Source organism: Limnohabitans rimovensis (SeqCode), assembly GCF_965234775.1.
Taxonomy (GTDB): Bacteria; Pseudomonadota; Gammaproteobacteria; order Burkholderiales; family Burkholderiaceae_C; genus Limnohabitans; species Limnohabitans rimovensis.
The window spans coordinates 262,309-284,070 of record NZ_OZ248562.1 but is presented as its reverse complement, the minus strand read 5'-3'; the positions used below and the strand labels follow the sequence as shown (position 1 = coordinate 284,070).

Genomic DNA, 21,762 nt, shown 5'->3' with positions numbered 1-21,762 from the left:
GGGATATTGATGGTTGCGAATAACAAAACTCATTTTTTCCATTTGCTGAAAAAACTTTGGCAATGGGGTGCCATGGCTTGTTTGATCAACATGATGCATTATGGGGTTGCCATGGGGCAATGCGTACAGCCACCAACAGTAACCAGCATTTCAAATAATGCACCCTCTGGCACAGTACAGCTTAAACGATCAAATCCAACAGCGTTTACTCTTTACACAACTGCTGTTGAAATAGATGTTACAAATTGCCTAACCAGCAGCAACTTAATACGAATAAACACAGGATTAGCGGCGACCATCACAAACGGCAAATTAACTTTGTCTGTTGACGAAGAAGTTTCAGGAACGTCTAGTTGCGGCACAAATAATATTTGGTTAAATTATGTGACCAATTGCAAAGATTTAGCCGGTAATAATTTTATAGGGAGAACTGGTTTAAATGCGATCATTACCATTGATGTAAATGAATTGTGTCCATCTAAAACCGGCAGTATTTCACAAGTGGTTCTTCCAACTGTATTTGTTTTAAATTCAACTTGTAAAAAATACAAACTCACCGTCCAAATTACGAGAAGTAATATTGGTATGGATTTAACTAGTGGTGGAAGTGAATTCAGATGCGCCTTTAACATCTTCGTTAACTGCATTACAAGTGGCAGGATTGACTATTCAAAATTTGTCATTTCTAACTCATCAGGAGTGGCATTATTTAACCTTTCATCTTTTCCATCTGTTCTTCCCCCTGTCGATTTTAAATACAGTGTCGCCCCACCCACCTGTGCTGTCACCCTCCCACCGCTGGTCGTCATGCCTAAAATGAACCCGGACAAAGTCACTGCAACAACAGCTGGCCAAGCCATTCCAGGCACAACCATCGACTTGCCCGTCACGCTCAATTGCCAAAATGCGGATAACCAAGCCAAAGTTTTCACATGGACTTTCACCACGCCCTCTGCGGATGGTTTTTCAATTTTGAACGACCCCACTTTAAATATCAAAGGTGGCGTATCTTCGGCAGGAATTTCTGCACAAATTTTTTCCACGATTGATTTAACCGGTCGAGACAAGGTCAAATTCACAGAAAACCCGACCCTTGTTAAAAACAGACGACCTTATATAGCGACCCCCACCTCAAACACCACCATCGTTCCCCACAAAGTCAGGCTCATTAGAAACAGCGAAACCACCAAGGAAGGCACATTTATTTCCAAAGCCACATTCACGGTGGATTATCAATAAGTGTCGTGACGCCCATCTGACGCTGCAAACCGCCTCTAAGGGGTGTGGGGCTGTGTGCACATGCTTGAAGCCATGGTTCGAAAATGGCAAAAAAACTCGATGATTTAATCGCATCCCTGCCCAAAGACAGGCAAGCGCGGGTGCAGGCACGGGTCATGGAATTGACCACTCTCAAGGACTTGCGCTTAGCAGCACAACAAATACAAGTCCAAATGGCCGCTGTCTTAGGGGTTCGGCAAGACACCATTTCTCGCTTGGAAAAACGCAGTGACATGTTGCTCTCGACCATGCGCCAATATGTGGAAAGCATGGGAGGTCAGCTGGAATTGGTGGCGAAATTTCCCGACCGCCCGCCTGTGGTGATCAACCACATAGGGGTGAAGTGAATCTGCCAGCGGCCCTTTTGCAAGGCTTTTTTCAAGCAGCCACTGCTTTGGGGGCCAGCGCAGGGTTGTTTTTGAACTTGATTTCAGCCGTCCACAGGTCCAAAGCCTGCTGCATGCGAAGCCAGCTTTCTGGGGTGCCACCGATGGTTCTGGCAATGCGGATGGCCATCTCGGCAGTGAGCGCCTTTTTTTCGTGCAGCAAGTCTGACACGGTTTGCCGACTGACCATCAATTTGGAAGCCAATTCGCCTTGTGTCCAGCCCAATTCAGGCAACACATCTTCACGAAGCACCGCACCAGGGTGGGTGGGTGGACGGTCGGGGTTTCGCAGAGACTTCATCAGTGATAGTCCTCCAAGTTAACGTTGATGGCGTCTTCGCCCATAAATTCAAATGTGATTCGCCCCATCAGCGCTCGTTTTATCCACCAAAAAGAGCTACAACGCTATGAAGAAGCTTCCAACCCTTAAATCCGACCAAGAAGCAGAGGCCTTCTTGGACATGGAACCATCGTCTTGGGTCGATTCATGCCTAAAATGAAAGCATTCCATCCACATCCATCGGAGCAATATTGATGTTACTTACTGCAGTCATCACCGAGGCTGAAGAAGGTGGATTCATCGCCTTGAACCCAGAAACAGGCACCACCACCCAGGGCGAAACCTTTCAAGAAGCCATCCAAAACCTCAAAGAAGCGACAAGCCTTTACTTAGATGAATTCCCCATGACAATTCATCATCATCCTGTGATGACCACATTTGAAGTCAGCCATGCCTAAATTCCCCGGGCTATCGGGTGCAGATATTGTTCGTGCTCTTGAAAAACTTGGGTTTGTTGTAGCAAGACAATCCGGCAGCCATATTGTGATGAAGCGCGAAGGACAAGGTTGCGTTGTTCCCAACCACAAGGAAGTCAAAGTCGGCACAGTCAATGGCTTACTGAGACAGGCAGGTGTCAGTGCAAAGGAGTTTTCAGATGTACTGTGATTTTTAGGCGATTCTTAACATGCCAATGCATCGATCCCTTTGGTCTCAATGATTTGTAGCAACTTGGCCGCAGCGCCAACGGGATGTTTGCCCGAAGCAGGAGATTCCCATTTTTGAATCGTGGACGGGCGTACATTCAGAAAACCAGCAAACACCGCTTGGCTCATCTTGGCTTTTTTCGTGCGAATCGCAGCCACTCGCTCGGCAGTGTAAGCAGGTGGGGCAGTCCCCAGCGCCTTGATTTGTTCCAAGTTTTTCATGGAAACAATGCCACGCTTAGACAGCAACGTGGCCATTTCAATCATTTCGCCAGCAACGCGGTCAACCTTCTTCTTTGCAGTCATGACAAATTTCCTCTATGTATCCGTCTTGCATCGCGTATTCAATTTGAAGAACGGTGGATGCTTGTAAATCCTTAGCAATCAGTTGCGCCTGTGCAACCGATGCATCTGAAAAGTCAGTACCCGGGTCACTTTTTGAGCGGCCCGCCATGAAAAAAACACCATGCGCGCTTGTGTTGGCAACCAGCGTTCGGGTTGCGCCACACTTACCCTGTCCAGACACAGCGATGCGTTTTTTACATACCCCAGCACCGAGATCTGCCTCATACTGGCCAGCAAGGATTTCTTTTGCTGCAGCGCATAGCTGTTCATCAGTCAAGATTTTTTTGCCCACCGCGCGAAGGTTTTTAACTTAAAAACGCGTTTGTTTTTCATGGGCATTAAATATAGCACTATGTGCAATAGTACATCATGGACCTCCACCATTGACTCACGGCTAAACTAACCGCTTTACCCAAAACCCCGAGACACCATGGCCACTTTTCCCATCAAAATCAACCGCCGTTCTGCCAACATCACCGAAGGCAAATCCCGCGCGCCCAACCGCTCCATGTATTACGCCATGGGCTACCAAGAGGGCGACTTTGTCAAACCCATGGTGGGCGTGGCCAACGGGCACAGCACCATCACACCGTGCAACAGCGGCTTGCAAAAGCTGGCCGACGCGGCGGTGGCCGGCATTGAAGAAGCAGGTGGCAACGCGCAGATTTTTGGCACGCCCACCATTTCGGACGGAATGGCCATGGGCACCGAGGGCATGAAGTATTCGCTGGTCAGCCGCGAGGTGATTTCCGACTGCATCGAAACCTGCGTGGGCGGCCAGTGGATGGACGGCGTGGTGGTGGTGGGCGGTTGCGACAAAAACATGCCCGGCGGCATGATGGGCATGTTGCGCGCCAATGTGCCGGCCATTTATGTGTACGGCGGCACCATCCTGCCGGGCAGCTACAAGGGCAAAGACTTGAATATCGTGAGCGTGTTTGAGGCCGTGGGCGAAAACGCTGCCGGCAAAATGAGCGATGCCGACCTGCGCGAGATTGAGATGCGCGCCATCCCCGGCACCGGCTCGTGCGGCGGCATGTACACGGCCAACACCATGTCGTCGTCCTTCGAGGCGCTGGGCATGTCACTGCCCTACTCGTCGACCATGGCCAACCCCCACGACGAAACGCAAAACTCGGCCAAGGCATCGGCCAAGGTGCTGATCGAGGCGATCAAAAAAGACTTGAAGCCGCGCGATATCGTGACCAAAAAGGCGATTGAGAACGCCGTGGCGGTGATCATGGCCACCGGTGGCTCGACCAATGCGGTGTTGCACTTTTTGGCCATCGCCCACACCGCAGGCGTGGACTGGACGATTGACGACTTCGAGCGCATTCGCCGAAAAATCCCCGTCATTTGCGACTTGAAACCCAGCGGCAAGTACCTGGCGGTGGACCTGCACAAAGCCGGTGGCATTCCGCAAGTGATGAAGGTGTTGCTCAACGCCGGTTTGCTGCACGGCGACTGCATGACCATCACCGGCAAAACCGTGGCCGAGAACTTGGCCGATGTGCCCGACACCCCGCGCGCCGACCAAGACGTGATTCGCACCATCGACAAGCCCATGTATGCCGAGGGCCACTTGGCGATTTTGAAAGGCAACCTCTCGCCCGAGGGCGCGGTGGCCAAGATCACCGGCTTGAAAAACCCTGTCATCACCGGCCCTGCGCGGGTGTTTGACGACGAGCAGTCGGCGCTGAAAGCGATTTTGGACGGCAAGATCCACGCCGGAGACGTGATGGTGCTGCGCTACTTGGGCCCCAAAGGGGGACCGGGTATGCCCGAAATGCTGGCCCCCACCGGCGCGCTGATTGGCGCGGGCTTGGGCGAGAGCGTGGGCCTGATCACCGATGGGCGTTTTTCGGGCGGCACCTGGGGCATGGTGGTTGGCCACGTGGCGCCCGAGGCGGCGGCGGGCGGCAACATTGCCTTTGTGCGCGAGGGCGACCGCATCACCATCGACGCGCACCAATTGCTGTTGGAGGTGGATGTGAGCGATGCCGAACTGGCCGAGCGCAAAAAAGGCTGGACCCCCCCAGCACCACGCTACACCCGTGGCGTGCAGGCCAAGTTTGCCTTCAACGCATCCAGCGCCAGCACCGGCGCGGTGCTGGACCTGTACCCCCAGCCGTGACACCCCGGCCCCTGGCATTCCCGCTGATGTTTGGCCACCGCAGCGCGCCCATGGGTTGCGATGCGGTGCAGCCCAGCCACAGCCGGTTGCCAGCTGACCTGGGTGGGCATCAGCCCACTCGAGTGCCCTTAGGAATGCCCAAACACATACCTGCTCACATGACTGGATTGATGCTCGCGCTGATGTGTTGGTTGGCGCTGGGCGTGCCCAGCCTTGCCCGAGCCGATGCGGCGTTGTCGCAGCAAAAAAATTGCAACGCCTGCCACGCCATGGAAGGGACCATCACCGGCCCGTCCCTCAAAGCCATGGCCCAAAAGTACGCCAACGACCGCACAGCGGCGGACAAGCTCACCACCCGCATCCTCAAAGGTGGCGTGGGCGTCTGGGGCCCAGTGCCCATGCCAGCCAACCCGCAACTGAGCGAAGCCGAAGCACGGCGCTTGGCGGTGTGGATATTGGGATTGAAGTAGGCGCGTCTTTCAGCCGCCAAACAATCCATCGCGCTATGGATAGAAACCGCGCTGGATGCGGGCCAAAGCGTGCCGCCGCCCAGCACCATCACCTCACTGCAAAAGCAGCGCGCTTACAAAGGTTGGATTTGGGCCATTGCCGAGGTCTCCCCCGAGCTGTTGTCTGAAGAGATTGAGCGCGTCAATATTTCGCTGCCCAAGCGCGTCTTGGCACGGTTGGACGCCAAAGCCAAAGCGTTTGGCGAAACCCGCTCAGGCTTTATTGCCCACATGACCATCAGCGCTTAAGCGCTGAGGGGGCAACCTCGCCGAGTCAGGAAGTTAGAGCATCCCACCTGTTGATATCATTGGCATCAAACGATGTCTTAATGAAGCCATGAACTCAATACAGCAATTCACCCTTCGCTTGCCCGAGGATTTGGCGCGGCGTTTGGCTGCCGCCACTCCTTCACGCAAGCGCAACCAGTTTGTGGTGGACTTGGTTCGCCGCGAGCTGGACCGCGAAAGTCGCGAACTGGAAGAAGCGGCCCAGCGTCTGTCGGCCTTGGAGCAACTGCAGATCAGTGACGATGGCCAGTGGCTCGCCCTGGACGATAACGATGCCTGGGGCGAATTTGACGAGCAACGCTTTTTGAAAGAGCTGGGCGCGGGTCAAACCAACGCACCAGGACCCGCAACCCCGTGAAAAGCATTCAGCGTGGTGAAGTTCACTGGGTGAAGTTGGATCCAGCGCGCGGCTCGGAAATGGCCAAGCGCCGCCCCTGCGTCATTCTGTCGCCCAGAGAAATCAACGACCATCGCCGCACCGTGGTGGTGTTGCCGCTGACCACCACTGAAACCCCAGCCATCTTCCCACTCCTGGTGGCCACGCCATCGTTGGGCGTCAGCTCGAAAGTGCGCACCGAGCACATCCGTGCGATCGATAAATCTCGGCTGTCAGGCTACATCGCCGATATGGGGGAAGAAGATCTGCAAGCGATCAACCTGGCGCTGTGCAAAGTGCTGGCCATCAAGACCCAGACAGCTTGAGCCACCCCATTAAATTGGAATCTGACCCCAATTACAATTGAGGCGCAGAGTGCCACCCAGCCGGTGACATGAAATTGGAACCCCGTTAACACCAACCCCGCCGAGGCAGGAAATTGGAATCTGACCCCAATTAATCAATAGGCTTGGCCGAGCTGGCTCAGGATGGCGGGGTTTTCCAAGGTGCTGGTGTCTTGGGTGATGGCCTCGCCTTTGGCCAGCGAGCGCAGCAGGCGGCGCATTATTTTGCCGGAGCGGGTTTTGGGCAGGTTTTCGCCAAAGCGGATGTCTTTGGGTTTGGCGATGGGGCCGATTTCTTTGGCCACGTGGTCGCGCAGTTGCTTGGCGATGGCTTTGCCTTCGTCGCCGCTGGGCAGGCTGCGTTTGAGCACCACAAAGGCGCAGATGGCCTCGCCGGTGGTGTCGTCGGGGCGGCCGACCACGGCGGCTTCGGCCACCAGTTCGGTGCAACTGACCAAGGCGGATTCGATCTCCATCGTGCCCATGCGGTGGCCCGACACGTTGAGCACATCGTCAATGCGGCCCGTGATGGTGAAGTAGCCCGACTGCGCGTCGCGAATGGCGCCGTCACCTGCCAGGTAGTACTTGCCTTGGAAGTCATCAGGGTAGTAGCTTTTCTTGAAGCGCTCGGGGTCGCCCCAAATGGTGCGAATCATGGAGGGCCAAGGTTTTTTGACCACCAAGATGCCGGCCTGGCCGTTGGGCACGTCTTTGCCCGTCTCGTCGACGATGGCGGCTTGGATGCCGGGGAAAGGCAAGGTGCATGAGCCGGGGACCATGGGCGTGGCACCGGGCAACGGGGTGATCATGTGGCCGCCGGTTTCGGTTTGCCAGAAGGTGTCGACGATGGGGCAGTTGCCGCCGCCCACATGCTGGTGGTACCACTCCCAGGCGGCGGGGTTGATGGGCTCGCCCACCGAGCCGAGCAAGCGCAGGCTGCTCAGGTCGTAGCGGTTGGGGTGCACGGCGGCCGTGCCCTCGGCCGCTTTGATCAGCGAGCGGATGGCCGTGGGTGCGGTGTAAAAAATGCTGACCTTGTGGTCTTGGATCATCTTCCAAAAGCGGCCGGCATCGGGGAAGGTGGGCACGCCTTCAAACACGATTTCTGTGCCGCCCAGGGCCAAGGGGCCGTAGGTGATGTAAGAGTGGCCGGTGACCCAACCGATGTCGGCGGTGCACCAAAACACGTCGTTGGGTTTGAGGTCAAAGGTCCAGTGGGTGGTCAGGGCTGCGTGCAACAAATAGCCGCCGGTGCTGTGTTGCACCCCTTTGGGTTTGCCGGTGGAGCCTGAGGTGTAGAGCAAAAACAGCGGGTGCTCGGCCTCGACCCACTCGGGCTCGCAGGTGGTGGCGGCTTTGTCAGCGACATCGGCCATCCACAGGTCGCGCCCAGCGGTCATGGCGATGTCGGCACCCGAGCGCTTGACCACCAGCACATGCTCGATGCTGCCGCAGCCGCCCAAGCCCAGCGCTTCGTCAACGATGGATTTCAAAGGCAATTGCTTGCCACCGCGCACCTGGTGGTCGGCGGTGATGACCATCTTGGCGCCGGTGTCTTCGATGCGGTCGCGCAAGCTTTGTGCGGAAAAACCGCCAAACACCACCGAGTGGGTGGCACCGATGCGGGCACAGGCTTGCATGGCGGCCACGCCCTCGATGGACATGGAGATGTAGATGATGACGCGGTCGCCTTTGCGGATGCCCAGCGACTTCATCGCGTTGGCGATTTGGCAGGTGCGCGCCAGCAGTTGTGCATAGCTGGTGCGGGTGACCTCGCCGCCGTCGGCCTCAAAAATGATGGCGGTTTTGTCGCCCTGGCCTTTTTCGATGTGGCGGTCCAGGCAGTTGTACGACGCGTTCAAAGTGCCGTCTTCAAACCACTTGAAAAACGGCGCTTGGCTGTCGTTGAGGGTTTGGGTGAACGGCTTTTTCCAGGAGATGTATTCGCGCGCCAGATCGGCCCAGTAGCCGGGGTAGTCCTGCTCGGCTTTTTGGCACAGGGCGTGGTAGGCGTCCATGCCGGAGACATGGGCGTTTTTGACAAACTCTGCGTGCGGGTGGTAGGTGGGCGTGGCGTGTTCGCTCATGGTGTTGTCTCCGGTTGATTCGCCTCTGCGGGCGCGACGGGTGGGAATGTCGTTGCAAGCTCTTACACCCCACTGACTTGAAGAAAGCTTACACCTTTTTGGACACCCAGCAGGGGCACCAGCGCCCAGGCCATCTCTTGTAAACTGCCCCCGCCCTGCACTGTCAGCGGCGCCATTCCTGTTCGAAAGATACCCTCCCCATGACCATCATCCGACAAGACGACCTGATTGAATCCGTGGCCGCGGCCTTGCAGTACATCAGCTACTACCACCCAGCGGATTACATCTCTCACCTGGCCAGCGCCTACGAACGCGAGCAAAGCCCAGCGGCCAAAGACGCGATGGCGCAAATTTTGACCAACAGCAAAATGAGCGCCATGGGCCACCGCCCGATTTGCCAAGACACGGGCATCGTCAATGTGTTTGTGAAGATTGGCATGGGCGTGCGCCTAGAGGGCTTCAGCGCCGGCTTTGAGGACGCCATCAACGAAGGCGTGCGCCGGGGCTACAACCACCCTGACAACACCTTGCGCGCCAGCATCGTGGCCGACCCCCACTTTGAGCGCAAAAACACCAAGGACAACACGCCCGCGGTGATCTTCACCCAATTGGTTCCGGGCAACACCCTCGACATCACCGTGGCGGCCAAGGGCGGCGGCAGCGAGAACAAAAGCAAGATGGTCATGCTCAACCCCAGCGACAGCTTGGTCGACTGGGTGCTCAAAACCGTGCCCACCATGGGCGCGGGTTGGTGCCCACCGGGCATGTTGGGCATTGGCATCGGCGGCACCGCCGAGAAAGCCATGCTGATGGCCAAAGAAAGCCTGATGGAAGACCTGGACATGTACGCCCTGCAAGCCAAAGCAGCCAAGGGCGAAAAACTGACCCAGACCGAAGACCTGCGCCTGGAGTTGCACGACAAGGTCAATGCCTTGGGCATTGGCGCGCAAGGCCTGGGTGGACTGACCACCGTGCTGGATGTGAAGATCAAGATGTACCCCACCCACGCGGCCAGCAAGCCCGTGGCCATGATCCCCAACTGCGCGGCCACGCGCCACGCGCACTTTGTGCTCGACGGCTCGGGGCCGGTATACCTGGACCCACCGTCACTGGACACCTGGCCCAAAGTGGACTGGCAACCCGACACGCAAAAAAGCCAGCGCGTGGACTTGAACACCTTGACCCCGGCGCAAGTGGCCGCCTGGAAGCCCGGCCAAACCCTGCTGCTCAACGGCAAGATGCTGACCGGGCGCGACGCCGCGCACAAGCGCATCCAAGACATGCTGGCCAAGGGCGAGAAACTGCCCGTGGACTTCACCAACCGCGTGATTTACTACGTGGGCCCGGTGGACCCGGTGCGCGACGAAGCCGTGGGCCCCGCTGGCCCGACCACGTCCACGCGCATGGACAAATTCACCGAAATGATGCTGGCCCAAACCGGCTTGATCGCGATGATCGGCAAAGCCGAGCGCGGCCCCACAGCCATCGAGGCGATTCGCAAACACCACAGCGCTTATTTGATGGCCGTGGGCGGCGCGGCCTATTTGGTGAGCAAGGCCATCAAAACCGCCAAAGTGGTGGGCTTTGCCGACCTCGGCATGGAAGCCATTTACGAGTTTGATGTGGTCGACATGCCTGTGACCGTGGCGGTGGACGCGGGCGGCACCAGCGCCCACATCACCGGCCCAGACACCTGGCAAAAGCGCATCGCCACCGGCGAGTTCAAAGGCATCGCGCTCAGCCGCGCTTGACGCTGGCTGGCGCGGGCATGCGCACCTGGGTCAGCAGCAGCAGGCCCAGGACAAACAAGCCCGCGGTGCTGGCCAAGGCCAGGCGCTGGTTGCCACCGCTGAACCAGGTGACGGCGCCATAGAGCAAAGGACCCAGTACGCTGGCCAAGCGCACGGCAAAGGTCCAGGCGCCAAAGGACACCGCCAACCGCTCAGGTGGCGCGAGCAAACCCACCATGGCGCGGCCACACGATTGGCTCGCGCCCATGCTCAGACCCGCCAAGGTGGCTGCGCCCCAAAATGACAGCTTGGTATCGGCCAATGACGCCCAAACGCAAGTGATGCACCAGACCACCAAGGTCAGGGCCAAAGCGCGGCGATGCCCAAAACGGTCTTGTCCATGCCCCAGCACCAAGGCCCCCACGGCGGCCGCGATGTTGAGCACAAACACCATGAGCATGGTTTCGGTGGTTTCAAAGCCCATCACGGTTTGGGCATAAATAGCGGCCAAAGCAATCGCCACCGCCACCCCGGCTTGGTAGGCCACGGTGCAGGCCAGCAACCACAGCATGGCGGGTTGGGTGCACAGCTCTGCCCAGGTGCTGCGCCAGTTGACCCAGGCGCTGCGTGGCACTGACGCTGGCCCCAGGCCACCTGGCACGGGCGGCTGAGGCACAGCACGTTCGCGCAAACAGGCAAAGGTGACCCCGCTGGCCAGCGCAAACACCGCCGCGGTGATGAGCATGGTGATGGGCACAAAGTCAGCCGCCCCCTGCCCTTGGGCTTGCGCCCAAAACACAAAGGCCAAACACATCCCAAGGGATAGCATGCCCCCCACATAGCCCCAAGCCCAGCCCCAGGCGCTGACCCGTCCCATGGCCTCGGGCGGGGCCAGTTCGGGCAAAAACGCAGCCGCCAAGGATTCGCCGTAGGCAAAAAACAATTGGGACAGGGCGATCAACACCCCGGCCCACACCACATCGCCCGCCCCCACGGAGGCCAAGCCAGCGGTACACACCACACAGCCCACGGTGCTGATGGCCAAGGCGCGTTTTTTGGCGGCATGGCGATCGGCCCAAGCGCTGACAGCAGGCAGGCTGATCATCACCAGCATATGCGAGGCGGCGAAGACACTAGTCCAAGCGAAGGTGGCCCACGCCGCATCTGCGGCCACCACGCCCACGAAATAGGCCGAGAACACGGCGGTGAGCACCACCGTGGCATAGCCCGAGTTGGCAAAGTCATACATGGCCCAACCCACCAAGTCACGCCGGGTGACGCCAGGTCGGAGGTGCTTGCTCGAAGGGGTCATCGCCTCAGTGGGCGTGGCCAACACGCAGGAGATGCTGCACCATTTAAAGACCTGTGCCCATGAAAGGTCTGCATTCGCGAGGCCTGGTTTTTGGAAACGCGCGGGTCAGTGCAAATGGCGCGGCTTGCGCGGGCCACCGTGACCCGGGTTGCCGCCAGGCCCGCGCGGCGGGCGGTCCAAGCGCATGGAGTTGACCAGCGCATCAAACCGGCCAGAGAAAAGTTTGTCGATCTCAGCGACCACACCGCCCAGCTCAGCGCCGTCGAAATGGCGCTCCATCATGTGGATCACATCGCTGACCAGCAAGTCGCGCTGCACTTGCATGATGGCCGCCGGGCTGGGGCCCACAAACAGCATCAAAAAATCGTCGCGCGATTCGCCCTCTTCAGGGCCGTCTTCTTGGTCAAACTCGGTGTCATAGAAAGTGACCTCGATGGATGCACCGGCCTTGGTCAATTCATTGAGGTTCATGCACATGTCGTCCAGGCATTGGCGAAAGTCCTCGTCGCCAGAGACGGTCCAACACATTCGCAGCAGGTTGTCGGCTTCATCAAACTGCAAACCGAGTTCTTCTTCATAAGCGCTGGCCGCGCCGTCGGTCAAGGACTTGGCACCCGCATACTTCCACAGCGGGCGCAAGGCCTCGTGCAGCTGTGGCAAACCCACCTCTTCGCGCAACGGCACGTCGCCATGGACATGGATTTCAAAGGGTTGGTTGTATCGCGGCATGGCTGGATTCTTTCTGGTGCCCGGGACGGGAATTGAACCCGTACGCCCGCTACTAACGAAGCGGCGGATTTTAAGTCCGCTGTGTCTACCAATTTCACCACCCGGGCGATGGGCGGTACACCATTGTCGCAAACTTAAGCGCATCTCCCAGGGGAGTTGTCGTGCGATGATGCGCACCCATGCCCAACCACCCCACCCCCCACCCCAACGAACGATGGATTTTGTGGGTGCTGGCCGGCATCCAGTTCAGCCACATCGTGGATTTCATGATCATGATGCCCCTGGGGCCTCAAATCACCCAACAGTTTGGCATTGGCGATGCGGCATTTGGCTTTTTGGTTTCTTCTTACACCTGGGCGGCGGCCATTTCGGGCCTTGTGGCCTCGGCGTATGTGGACCGGTTTGACCGCAAACGTTTGTTGTTGGCTCTGTTTGTGGCTTTCTCTGTGGCCACCTTGGGTTGTGCCGTCGCCTGGAGCTACGCCAGCTTGGTATCGGCGCGCATCGCCACGGGGGTGTTTGGTGGGGTGCTCTCGGCCCTGGTGCAAACCATGGTGGCCGAGTTGATCCCGTTTGAGCGCCGGGGGCGCGCCATGTCGGTGATTTTGTCGGCCTTTTCCCTGGCCACCGTGGTGGGCGTGCCAACCAGCTTGTTCATCGCCGCTTGGTCGAGTTGGCACATGCCGTTTGTGGCGATTGCGGTGTTTGGTTTGCTGCTGTCAACGCTGGCTTGGCGGGTGCTGCCGCGCATGCAAGGACATATGCAAGGCCCAGAGCGGCCCGCCATTCGCGCCATGATCACCAGCGTTTTGGCCGACGTCAATCACCGCTGGGCGTTTTTGTTTTCGGCCTTGATGATGTTCACTGGCTTTGCGGTGATTCCCTACATCACCATCTACCTGCAAACCAATGTGGGGCTGAATGCCCAACAAGTGCCGTTGATTTATTTGTTCGGTGGCGCGGCCACCTTGTTCAGTGCGCGCTGGATTGGCGGGCTCAGCGATCGGCATGGCAAGGTTCAGGTGTTCACTGTCTTGGCGGCTTTTGTGGTGCTGCCTTTGCAGGTGTTGACCCACCTGCCCCCGGTGGCATTGCCCTGGGTGATTGCGCTCAACATGGTGATGTTTGTGGTGCTCAGCGGCCGCATGATTCCGGGCATGGCGTTGGTGGGCGCTTCGGCCAACCCCGCGGTGCGCGGCAGCTTCATGGCCATCAACAGCGCGGTGCAGTCGCTCGCCATGGGCGCAGCCGCCTTTGTCGGCGGCTTGATCATTTCACGCGATGCACAGGGTCTGGTGCAAGACTACGGTTGGAATGCCGTGGTGGGGGGCGCCGCCAGTTTGCTGTCGATTTGGGTGGTGCGCCGCTTGGTGGTGCGCGACCCCAGCACCAGTACCTCCAGCCAAGCCAAACCCTGATGTAGCGCCACCCATCTTCGGATGGCGCGCCACGGCCCTGAACGCGAAGTGGCGATCAACGGTGCGGCGCGAAGCTCAGTCGGCCTTGGCCCCCGAGGCCTTCACGATGGGCCCCCAGCGGGCGACTTCGGCACGGTTCATTTCGGCCATTTGGGCCGGTCCATAGCCCATGATGTTGTAGCCCAAATCGGTCATGCGCTTGATGTAGTCGGGCGACTTGGTGCCCTTGATGGCCTCAGCGCTGAGTTTGGCAATGATCTCTGGCGGTGTGCCCACCGGCACCGACAAACCAAACCAGACACCCGACTCATAGTTGGCCACACCCGCCTCGGCGATGGTGGGCAAATCAGGCAGGGTTGGGTCGCGCTTGGCGCCAGTGGTGGCCAAAGCGCGCAATTTGCCCGCCTTGATGTGGGGCAAGGCCGATGGGATGTTGTCAAACATCATCATCACTTGGCCGCCCAACAGGTCATTAACCGCCGGTGCGCTGCCCTTGTAAGGGATGTGCAGCATGTTCACGCCGGTGAGGAACTTGAACATCTCACCCGACATGTGGATGCTGGTGCCACTGCCGCTGGACGCGTAGTTGACTTGTTGCGACGGGTTTTTGGCCAGCGCAATCACCTCGGCCACGCTATTGGCTTTGACCGACGGGTGCAGCACCAGCACGTTGTTGAGCGAGACCAAGGCCGCCACCGGGGCCAGGTCTTTGTTCGGGTCAAAGGGCATCTTGGCGTACAGCGCGGGGTTGATGCCTTGGATGCCGCTGGTGGTCATGAAGATGGTGTAACCATCGGGTGCAGCGCGCGCGGCCTCAGTGCCACCAATGTTGCCGCCGGCGCCGGGGCGGTTTTCCACCGTGACCGGCTGGCCCAGGTTTTTGGACAGCTCAGCGGCAATGGCGCGCGAAGCAATGTCCACCGCGCCCGCAGGAGGGAACGGGCAGATCAAGCGAATGGGTTTGTTCGGAAAGCTTTGGGCCTGGGCCACACCGCCCAGCACCGTCAAGGCCACGGCGGCCAAAAGCGTCCGACGTCGGTTGATTTCACGCATGATGTCTCCTGAGAAAAGGTTTGGCACCATCGTAACCGGCTTGGGTGCGCCATGGGGGCAACCTCTCCCGCAAAACTCGCTCTTGGGGCCTAGGAAAAACCCGCGCCCGCCCCACCGATCGGCACCAATTGGCGCTGATCACAGGCACAAAAAAGCCTGCGCAAGGCAGGCTTTGAAGGGGCTCGGCTGAGGGCGGTGGATCAGACCATGGACTTTTCGTATTCGGCCTCTTGGGCCAAGTGCACCCAATCCACAATTTCCCCGCTGGGGTGGTAACCGCTGACCAACTGCTCGAGCATGCGCCGCAGCACACCCACATCGTTCACATCCAAGGCCACTTGCATGGCGTTCAAACTGTCTTGCAAGTCAGACCAAGCCATTTTTTCTTCGCTGGCTTTCATGATGCGGGGGTGTAAGGTGGGCTGGGGGTCATTGCCAATCAACAGCTCCTCAAACAACTTTTCACCCGGGCGCAAACCGGTGATTTCAATCGCGATGTCCCCGTCGGGGTTGGCTTCGGTGCGCTCGGTCAGGCCCGAGAGTTCGATCATGCGCTGGGCCAAGTCCATGATCTTCACCGACTCGCCCATGTCGAGCACGAACACATCGCCACCTTTCGCCATGGCCCCGGCCTGGATCACCAACTGCGCCGCCTCTGGGATGGTCATGAAAAACCGGGTCACCTCCGGATGGGTCAAGGTGATGGGGCCGCCATTTTTGATTTGCTGGCGAAATTTGGGTACCACCGAACCCGACGATCCCAACACATTGCCAAAGCGCACCATGGAAAAGGTGGTTTTGCTGGGCTCAGCGGCCAAGGCTTGCAACACCAGTTCGGCCAAGCGCTTGCTCGCCCCCATGATGTTGGTGGGACGCACGGCTTTGTCGGTGCTGACCAGCACCACATCGGACACGCCGTGTTCGGCGGCCAATTGCGCCACGGTGCGGGTGCCAAAGACATTGTTTTTCAGCGCTTCGGCGGGGTTGTGCTCGACCAGGGGCACGTGCTTGTAGGCGGCAGCGTGGTAGATGGTATCGGGCGACCAGGTGGTGATGACCTCGCGCATGCGCTCTGCATCGCGTACCGAGGCGAGCAGCGGCACCAATTGGGTGGCACCCTGGCCCAAGGCTTGGGTTTTGTCGAGCAATTCTTGGTGGATTTCGTACAGCGCATATTCGCTTTGATCGACCAACAGCAATGTTTGCGGCTTGAGCTTCAAGATTTGCCGGCACAACTCACTGCCAATCGAGCCGCCAGCCCCCGTGACCAAAACCACTTTGCGGGTGACGTTGCGCCCCAGCAAAATGTGATTCGGTGGCACGCTGTCGCGCCCAAGCAAGTCGTCGATATCGAGTTCGCGCAGGTCAGCGGTGCTGACCTTGCCTTGGGCCAATTCCATCACGCTGGGCAAGGTGCGCACCGACACCTTGGCCTGTTGCATCAAAGCCAAAATTTCATTGCGGCGTTTGCGGTTGGCGGTGGGCAAGGCCAACAGCACATCGCTGATGCCCAAGGACAGCACCAAACCCGACAGGTCTTGCGGGCTGTAAATGGCCAAACCGTTCAACACATGGCCATGCAAGCGGTCATCGTCGTCCAAATAGCCCGCCACGCGCATCTCGTAGCTGTTGGCCAAGGCGTTGGCCAACTGTCGCCCAGCCGATCCGGCGCCATAAATCAACACCTTGGGCAATGTCCCGAGCTTGTGTTGCGACAGATACAAACCGCCCAACCAATAGCGCGCCAATGCACGCGACGCGCCCACCAAAAACAACACCAACAAGGGCTGGATCAAGCCAACCGTTCGTGGTACACCCGGCACGCCCACCAAGGTGAAGATGGCCATGAAAACCAAACCATACAAGCCCACCGCCTTGCCCACTGTGACAAGTGCTGGCCAACCCGAGTACCGAAAGATGGCCCGGTACAAACCAAACGCCACAAACACCGGAACGGCCAGGCCCAATGAGACCCACACCGGGGTCATGGCCTTGTATTCGGGGTGGTAGGACAGCGACACCCACTCACCCACCCGCAGGTAAAACGCCAACGAGACGGCGATCACGCACAAGCTGGCGTCCACCAACAAGACGATCAAACGCTTGAGCGCCCTGGGCAATGCCAGGGTGGGCAAGGCAGCTGCATAAAAGGGGTTGTATCGTTTCATGGGTTCAATGGGTAACACCCTCGCGGCGCACCACTTTGAGAACGGTCAGCCACAGGATGTGAATGTCAAAAAAGAAAGATTGGCGCTGCAAGTATTCGCGGTCAAGACGCACTTTGTCGGTCAAGGCGATTTCATCGCGGCCATTGACCTGGGCCCAGCCGGTCAAGCCGGGCACCAACTGGTGCACGCCAGTTTGGGTGCGCATCTCGATCAAATCGGTTTGATTGAACAAGGCGGGGCGTGGCCCGACCCAGCTCATGTCCCCCACGAGGATGCTCCACAGCTGCGGCAACTCATCCAAACTGGTGCGGCGCAATAGTCCGCCCACGGGCGTGAGGTGGGCTTGGGGGTTGTCCAGCAAATGGGTGGCGACCGCCGGTGTACCGGTCTTCATGGTGCGCAACTTGGGCATGCGAAAAATGCGGTTGTGTTGGCCCACCCGGTCGGACCAATATAAAACGGGGCCCTTGGAAGTGAAGGCCACCAGCAAGGCCAAAAATACAAAAGGCACGCCCAGCAGCAAAAGGGCAGAAAAACCGGCCAACAGGTCAAAAACGCGTTTCATGTTTTGTGAAGGCCTGAGCCTTTGGGCGGGTCTCGGTGCGACGGGGCAGATCAGCTGATTGCCAGAGATGCCTGACCCACGCTACCGCCAAACCCAGGCACCTTGCGTGCCTCAGCGGACCATCAATAACCTAACGATCCGGTAAAAGCGTGCATTTTAGGCTTGAACGAACGCGCCCAAGGCGGGACAGACTTTGGGGTTTTGGGGCTGCCCATCAGGCCTTTTCCAAATGCGCTTGCAAGCCCCTGCGCGGTGAGGGCCCCACCTCGGGCGCATGGCCCAAGCGGGTCCACATTTGCACAGTGTCTGCGCCGTCCTTACCGCCCAAAAGTTGGTGAATGGCTTTGTAGTTCTGCGCCTGCTCGGGGTACTCCTGCAGGGCCTGCGACAAAGGGTGCATGCGCAATCCCAAGGCGGTGGCAGCAAGCTGCAAACGCACATAAGCGCGGCCACACAACATTTGGGTTGCGCGGCTGTTGTCCGAGGTGCTGAGCCACACACAAGCGGGTGTGGTCGCCATTTTTTCGTTGAAATCACTGATTTGCCCTTTGACGGCCGAGCTGTCAGGCTCAGAAGGCTTGCTGCGGTCAAACAAGCCGAGTGCCACCAAACTACGAACCATCGGTGTGTTGATCGAAATCCCGTCTCGGTGCTGAGCTATTTCTCTCGGACCAACCCGCAACACCTTGTACGACTCTAGCAATGTACGAGGAGTTTGCATCTCGATGCGCCATGCATCCATGGCGATTTGGCGGTGTTGCTGCATGCTGGGCTCGTCCGCCGTGACCAGGCCGAACTTGACCGGCAGGCCTTTCACGCTGTCGGCCAAGGCCTGGCGTGCCTGGGCGTTGGGGATGCGGCTTTCATACACGCCTCGGTGGGTGTGGCGGTGGAAGATTTGTGCAAACAAAGGGTCGACTTTCACCGCAGCGTCTTTCACCAAGCGGATGCTGGCGGTGGGGCGGCCATCGGGTGCCTTGGCGTCGAATTCGCCCTCAGGGAACAGGGTAATGTCGGCGCGGTAGCCTTTTTCCTTGGCCGCGATGTCCAAAAGCTCTAAAAAAGTCCCTTGGCTGATGACAAGCTGGCGCGACCAAGGATCGGTGTCGGGCAGCAGGCGTTGCAAGTCCATGCGCAGCACGATGGTGTCTGGCGTGTCCAAACCCACCAACCAGGATTGCAGGTTGTGCGCGTGGGGAGCTAACAAAGCGTGAGAAAGCGCCCAGCGGCGGATATCCATGTTTGCAGGGGGCGGCTGCCAGGCGGCAATGGCCTCGGGTGGCAAGGCCGTGCTGCAGCCAGTCAGGCTGCTGAGGGTGGCAGCGGCGATCACGCCACCACCGGCGATGCGTAAAAATTGGCGTTTCTTCATTCTTTTCTCTTCTAAAGGGTGTTGGGTGTGCGTGAATCGACACTCAAATTTATTCTCTGAAGAACGCCTAAAACTGGCGCACCACACCGATGCTCAGGTACGTGTTGGCAGAGGCTTGAACAAATGGACTGGTTTGTAAGCGTGATGCCAGCTCGCGTTTTTCAAGGCTGCCCAGCATGGCCCAGCGCGGCGCAAGATCGTAAGACCATTGGACACCCACACTCGAATGGATCAAGCCGGAACCCGCGTCAAATGCGGGCAATAAATTTTCAGCCGCCACGTTGCCGTAATGGGTCTGCGCAGATTTGGTATCCGCCCACGTGAATTGCGTGAAGATGCCGGCTTTCAAATTTGCGCCACCATAGACCCCAACCATGCCACGCAAGTCAATTTGGGAACCGCGCTCAGCTTTGGCATCTTGGCGATAGCGCACCATCACATTGGCAGGCGCTGGACCGAGATGGCCATCCCATTCCAAATGCGTACCCCATGAAGCACTGGCATCCAGATTGGCAACTTGTTTGCTTTTCAAAAAATCGGACGCTTTGATTTCGCGACCCGTTTCATAGGCGAGTTGCAAGCCGGCTGTCAAGCCCGCACCGAGTTTTTGTCGAACACCCGCTTCAAGCAGACCATGTGTAGTCCGTGCAAATGCGGTGTCGCCGTGATACCGAGCCAGAGGTATCAGGGTGACAAGTTGACCGTCGCCACCCAAGTACGCTGGCCCTCCCCATGCGCCAGCACCAAAATACGAAACGCCTTCCTTATTTTGTTGAGCCGTGTTTGCACCATTTGCTTGCACAACGCTCGCCCATAAACCCAGGCCCAAAACCATGAAAGGCACGATACGGAAAGATTGACGTTTATTCATACTTTTCCCCAGTGAAGGTGTTTTTGATGTGCGAATTGTGTTGAAGCCATAGAGATTGCACAATTGCATATATTTCATACACAGGTATTCATTTGTGAATGGCAAAAACTTTAACTGGTCTTTGATCCCTTCGTTTCTGGCCGCCTTGGAACACGGCAGTTTGATGGGCGCTGCACGTGCCACAGGGGTCAGTCAACCCACCTTGGGCCGGCATATTGCCGAGTTGGAGAAGCAACTGAATGTGGTTCTTTTTGAGCGCACAGGCCGCGGCTTGCAAGCCACACCCAACGCCTTGGCATTGGCCGAAGCCGCCCAAACCATGCAAAGCGGCGCAGCCAGTTTTTCGCGCTTGGCCAGTGGCAGCACCGCCAGTTTGCAGGGCTTGGTTCGCATCACCGCCAGCCAACCCGTGGCTTGTTTTTTGTTGCCGCCCATCTTGGCAAACATGCGACAGACCTTGCCCGAGGTGACAGTGGCGCTGGTGGTCAGCAACGATGTCAGCAACTTGCTGCGCCGAGAAGCCGATATTGCCCTGCGCATGGTGCGCCCCGAACAAAGCAGCCTCATCGCCAAGCGCATCGGCCATGTCGCCATTCGGGCCTGCGCACACCACGACTATCTGCAACGCAAAGGCACGCCCGTGAAAGCCGTCGATTTGGTGAGCCACGATTTGATCGCAGGCGACCACAACAGCGATGTCGAACTGGGCTTTGAAGCCCAAGGTTTTGCCATCCAAGACCTGCGCTTTGCCCTGCGCAGCGACGACCTGATCGCCCAATGGGTGGCGGTCAAAGCGGGGCTGGGTGTGGGGTTTGTGGCCGACTACTTGCTGCGCAGCGAGCCATCTGTTCAAGCGCTGCTACCCGCGTTGGAACTGCCCCAAATCCCCATGTGGCTCACCGTGCACCGAGAGCTGCAAACCAGCACTCGCATTCGGGCTGTGTATGATTTTTTGGCTGAGCAGGTGGGGCAAAGCCTGAGCCAAGTGCCATGACCAGCGCTCAACAGCTCGCTAAATCGTCCAAGTTTCAGTTTTCGCTTTTTTGACCATCGCCGCATCAAACAAGGGGTGCGCCAACCACCCCGCCAACCAAGCCTTCACGGCGGGCAAAGGCACGGTGTCAAACCAAGCTGGGTCGACCGCTGCAAACTGGCGCACAAACGGAAAAATGCCCATGTCTGCCGCGCAGGGAGTGCTGCCGCCGAGTTGGGGCTGGTCTTTCAATGTCGCTTCCAAGGGTTTTAACAGCACCGCCACGGCTTGGCTGGCGTGGTGCGCGGTGCCCAAAGCGTCATCAAAGCGCTGGGGGTACTTGTAACGGTCCAAGTGGACTTTGAACTCTCCATCGCAAAGCGCCAACAGCGCTTGGTTTTCAGGGGTTTGCGCCCTCGCCCACCAGGTGTCTTTATCGCCGGTCTCTGCATAGGCCCAGCGCATGATGTCCCAGCTTTGATCCAGCACCTCGCCATTGGCCAAAACCAGCACCGGCACCGTGCCTTTGGGCGACACGGCCAACATGGCCGGCGGCTTGTCGCGCAACGACACCTCATGCGTTTGGTAGGCCACGCCCGCTTGCAGCAAAGCCATGCGAGCACGCATGGCGTAGGGGCAGCGGCGGTAGGTGTAGAGCAGCGGGGTTGACATCAGCCTCAGAGTCTACAAAAACGCGCCTGCGTGCCCATGCCCATGCCCATGCCCTTGCTCATGATGTCGCCGGCGTGTTTGCCAACCATGCCGCCACACGGGATCTTGCCGTGGCCCCGGCCAGCATGGCCGTCTTTTGAGATGGCATCAGCGAGGTTTCAGCAAGGT

Annotated in this window: 23 protein-coding genes, 1 tRNA gene and 1 pseudogene; 12 read left to right on the top strand and 13 right to left on the bottom strand. The window is 58.3% G+C overall.

All coding sequences use genetic code 11. The features are described from left to right. The first annotated feature begins 9 nt into the window (after positions 1 to 9). Both AC8GFZ_RS01405 and AC8GFZ_RS01400 read left to right on the top strand, forming a co-directional pair. Positions 10 to 1,239: a fimbrial protein gene (locus AC8GFZ_RS01405; RefSeq protein WP_506641603.1), complete on the top strand. Its 1,230-nt coding sequence runs from the start codon at positions 10 to 12 to the stop codon at positions 1,237 to 1,239. Positions 1,240 to 1,394: 155 nt separating this feature from the next. Further along, complete coding sequence (locus AC8GFZ_RS01400) at positions 1,395 to 1,625, top strand: hypothetical protein (RefSeq protein ID WP_506641601.1); 231 nt, start codon at positions 1,395 to 1,397, stop codon at positions 1,623 to 1,625. 31 nt (positions 1,626 to 1,656) lie between these two features. On the opposite strand, the gene AC8GFZ_RS01395 is transcribed toward AC8GFZ_RS01400, so the two are convergent. Further along, on the bottom strand, positions 1,657 to 1,965 hold the full coding sequence (locus AC8GFZ_RS01395; RefSeq protein ID WP_506641599.1) for a HigA family addiction module antitoxin: 309 nt from the start codon (positions 1,963 to 1,965) through the stop codon (positions 1,657 to 1,659). A 233-nt stretch (positions 1,966 to 2,198) separates the two neighbouring features. On the opposite strand from AC8GFZ_RS01395, the gene AC8GFZ_RS01390 reads away from it, so the two are divergent. Further along, the gene (locus tag AC8GFZ_RS01390) at positions 2,199 to 2,402 is read left to right on the top strand and encodes a hypothetical protein (protein ID WP_506641597.1); all 204 of its coding nucleotides are present in this window, start codon (positions 2,199 to 2,201) and stop codon (positions 2,400 to 2,402) included. Further along, positions 2,395 to 2,610 carry a type II toxin-antitoxin system HicA family toxin gene (locus AC8GFZ_RS01385; RefSeq protein WP_506641595.1) on the top strand — a complete coding sequence of 72 codons (216 nt, stop codon included), beginning with the start codon at positions 2,395 to 2,397 and terminating at the stop codon, positions 2,608 to 2,610. Before AC8GFZ_RS01390 ends, AC8GFZ_RS01385 begins: the two co-directional genes overlap by 8 nt. A 14-nt stretch (positions 2,611 to 2,624) precedes the next feature. On the opposite strand, the gene AC8GFZ_RS01380 is transcribed toward AC8GFZ_RS01385, so the two are convergent. Together AC8GFZ_RS01380 and AC8GFZ_RS01375 are read right to left on the bottom strand one after the other, a co-directional pair. Next, entirely contained in the window at positions 2,625 to 2,954 is a 330-nt protein-coding gene (locus AC8GFZ_RS01380) for a helix-turn-helix domain-containing protein (RefSeq protein WP_506641593.1), read from the bottom strand. Beyond that, complete coding sequence (locus tag AC8GFZ_RS01375; RefSeq protein ID WP_506641591.1) at positions 2,932 to 3,270, bottom strand: type II toxin-antitoxin system RelE/ParE family toxin; 339 nt, start codon at positions 3,268 to 3,270, stop codon at positions 2,932 to 2,934. The genes AC8GFZ_RS01380 and AC8GFZ_RS01375 overlap by 23 nt, the downstream gene beginning before the upstream one ends. A 153-nt stretch (positions 3,271 to 3,423) precedes the next feature. On the opposite strand from AC8GFZ_RS01375, the gene ilvD reads away from it, so the two are divergent. The 5 genes and pseudogenes from ilvD (at position 3,424) to AC8GFZ_RS01350 (ending at position 6,626) form a co-directional block, all read left to right on the top strand. After that, positions 3,424 to 5,127: a dihydroxy-acid dehydratase gene (ilvD, locus tag AC8GFZ_RS01370; RefSeq protein ID WP_506641589.1), complete on the top strand. Its 1,704-nt coding sequence runs from the start codon at positions 3,424 to 3,426 to the stop codon at positions 5,125 to 5,127. 158 nt (positions 5,128 to 5,285) lie between these two features. Then, complete coding sequence (locus tag AC8GFZ_RS01365) at positions 5,286 to 5,597, top strand: c-type cytochrome (protein ID WP_506641587.1); 312 nt, start codon at positions 5,286 to 5,288, stop codon at positions 5,595 to 5,597. A gap of 21 nt (positions 5,598 to 5,618) precedes the next feature. Beyond that, positions 5,619 to 5,885 (top strand): annotated as a pseudogene (locus AC8GFZ_RS01360) (type II toxin-antitoxin system HicB family antitoxin); the annotation flags it as partial. A gap of 88 nt (positions 5,886 to 5,973) precedes the next feature. After that, positions 5,974 to 6,282 (top strand): hypothetical protein, encoded by a 309-nt coding sequence (locus AC8GFZ_RS01355; RefSeq protein ID WP_506641585.1) that lies wholly within the window; start codon positions 5,974 to 5,976, stop codon positions 6,280 to 6,282. Continuing rightward, positions 6,279 to 6,626, top strand: a complete 348-nt coding sequence (locus AC8GFZ_RS01350; RefSeq protein WP_506641583.1) for a type II toxin-antitoxin system PemK/MazF family toxin — start codon at positions 6,279 to 6,281, stop codon at positions 6,624 to 6,626. The genes AC8GFZ_RS01355 and AC8GFZ_RS01350 overlap by 4 nt, the downstream gene beginning before the upstream one ends. Before the next feature lie 134 nt (positions 6,627 to 6,760). Here AC8GFZ_RS01350 and acs read toward each other — a convergent pair whose 3' ends face one another. Continuing rightward, entirely contained in the window at positions 6,761 to 8,731 is a 1,971-nt protein-coding gene (gene acs / locus AC8GFZ_RS01345; protein ID WP_506641581.1) for an acetate--CoA ligase, read from the bottom strand. Between the two features lie 200 nt (positions 8,732 to 8,931). Between acs and AC8GFZ_RS01340 the strand changes: the two genes are divergently transcribed. Continuing rightward, the gene (locus AC8GFZ_RS01340) at positions 8,932 to 10,482 is read left to right on the top strand and encodes a fumarate hydratase (RefSeq protein ID WP_506641579.1); all 1,551 of its coding nucleotides are present in this window, start codon (positions 8,932 to 8,934) and stop codon (positions 10,480 to 10,482) included. On the opposite strand, the gene AC8GFZ_RS01335 is transcribed toward AC8GFZ_RS01340, so the two are convergent. The 3 genes from AC8GFZ_RS01335 to AC8GFZ_RS01325 form a co-directional block, all read right to left on the bottom strand. Next, positions 10,469 to 11,794, bottom strand: a complete 1,326-nt coding sequence (locus AC8GFZ_RS01335; RefSeq protein WP_506641577.1) for an MFS transporter — start codon at positions 11,792 to 11,794, stop codon at positions 10,469 to 10,471. The genes AC8GFZ_RS01340 and AC8GFZ_RS01335 overlap by 14 nt on opposite strands. 84 nt (positions 11,795 to 11,878) lie before the next feature. After that, complete coding sequence (locus AC8GFZ_RS01330) at positions 11,879 to 12,502, bottom strand: DUF6806 family protein (protein ID WP_506641575.1); 624 nt, start codon at positions 12,500 to 12,502, stop codon at positions 11,879 to 11,881. A 14-nt stretch (positions 12,503 to 12,516) separates the two neighbouring features. Further along, positions 12,517 to 12,609 (bottom strand) — tRNA-Leu (locus AC8GFZ_RS01325). 72 nt (positions 12,610 to 12,681) lie between these two features. On the opposite strand from AC8GFZ_RS01325, the gene AC8GFZ_RS01320 reads away from it, so the two are divergent. Continuing rightward, complete coding sequence (locus AC8GFZ_RS01320; protein ID WP_506641573.1) at positions 12,682 to 13,920, top strand: MFS transporter; 1,239 nt, start codon at positions 12,682 to 12,684, stop codon at positions 13,918 to 13,920. 75 nt (positions 13,921 to 13,995) lie between these two features. Here the strand turns inward: AC8GFZ_RS01320 and AC8GFZ_RS01315 are convergent, their stop codons facing one another. The 5 genes from AC8GFZ_RS01315 to AC8GFZ_RS01295 form a co-directional block, all read right to left on the bottom strand. Further along, positions 13,996 to 14,973 (bottom strand): Bug family tripartite tricarboxylate transporter substrate binding protein, encoded by a 978-nt coding sequence (locus AC8GFZ_RS01315; RefSeq protein WP_506641571.1) that lies wholly within the window; start codon positions 14,971 to 14,973, stop codon positions 13,996 to 13,998. A gap of 200 nt (positions 14,974 to 15,173) precedes the next feature. Then, positions 15,174 to 17,141 carry a polysaccharide biosynthesis protein gene (locus tag AC8GFZ_RS01310; protein ID WP_506641569.1) on the bottom strand — a complete coding sequence of 656 codons (1,968 nt, stop codon included), beginning with the start codon at positions 17,139 to 17,141 and terminating at the stop codon, positions 15,174 to 15,176. Positions 17,142 to 17,145: 4 nt separating this feature from the next. Then, a complete protein-coding gene (locus tag AC8GFZ_RS01305; RefSeq protein WP_506641567.1) occupies positions 17,146 to 17,706 on the bottom strand; it encodes a sugar transferase in 561 nt (186 codons plus the stop codon). Positions 17,707 to 17,920: 214 nt separating this feature from the next. Further along, positions 17,921 to 19,078: an Acg family FMN-binding oxidoreductase gene (locus AC8GFZ_RS01300; RefSeq protein ID WP_506641565.1), complete on the bottom strand. Its 1,158-nt coding sequence runs from the start codon at positions 19,076 to 19,078 to the stop codon at positions 17,921 to 17,923. A gap of 67 nt (positions 19,079 to 19,145) precedes the next feature. Beyond that, positions 19,146 to 20,027, bottom strand: coding sequence for a MipA/OmpV family protein (locus AC8GFZ_RS01295; protein WP_506641563.1), 882 nt, complete (start codon positions 20,025 to 20,027; stop codon positions 19,146 to 19,148). A gap of 16 nt (positions 20,028 to 20,043) precedes the next feature. On the opposite strand from AC8GFZ_RS01295, the gene AC8GFZ_RS01290 reads away from it, so the two are divergent. Further along, on the top strand, positions 20,044 to 20,943 hold the full coding sequence (locus AC8GFZ_RS01290) for a LysR family transcriptional regulator (RefSeq protein ID WP_506641561.1): 900 nt from the start codon (positions 20,044 to 20,046) through the stop codon (positions 20,941 to 20,943). Positions 20,944 to 20,961: 18 nt separating this feature from the next. On the opposite strand, the gene AC8GFZ_RS01285 is transcribed toward AC8GFZ_RS01290, so the two are convergent. Further along, complete coding sequence (locus AC8GFZ_RS01285; RefSeq protein WP_506641558.1) at positions 20,962 to 21,594, bottom strand: glutathione S-transferase; 633 nt, start codon at positions 21,592 to 21,594, stop codon at positions 20,962 to 20,964. Positions 21,595 to 21,762 lie beyond the last annotated feature (168 nt).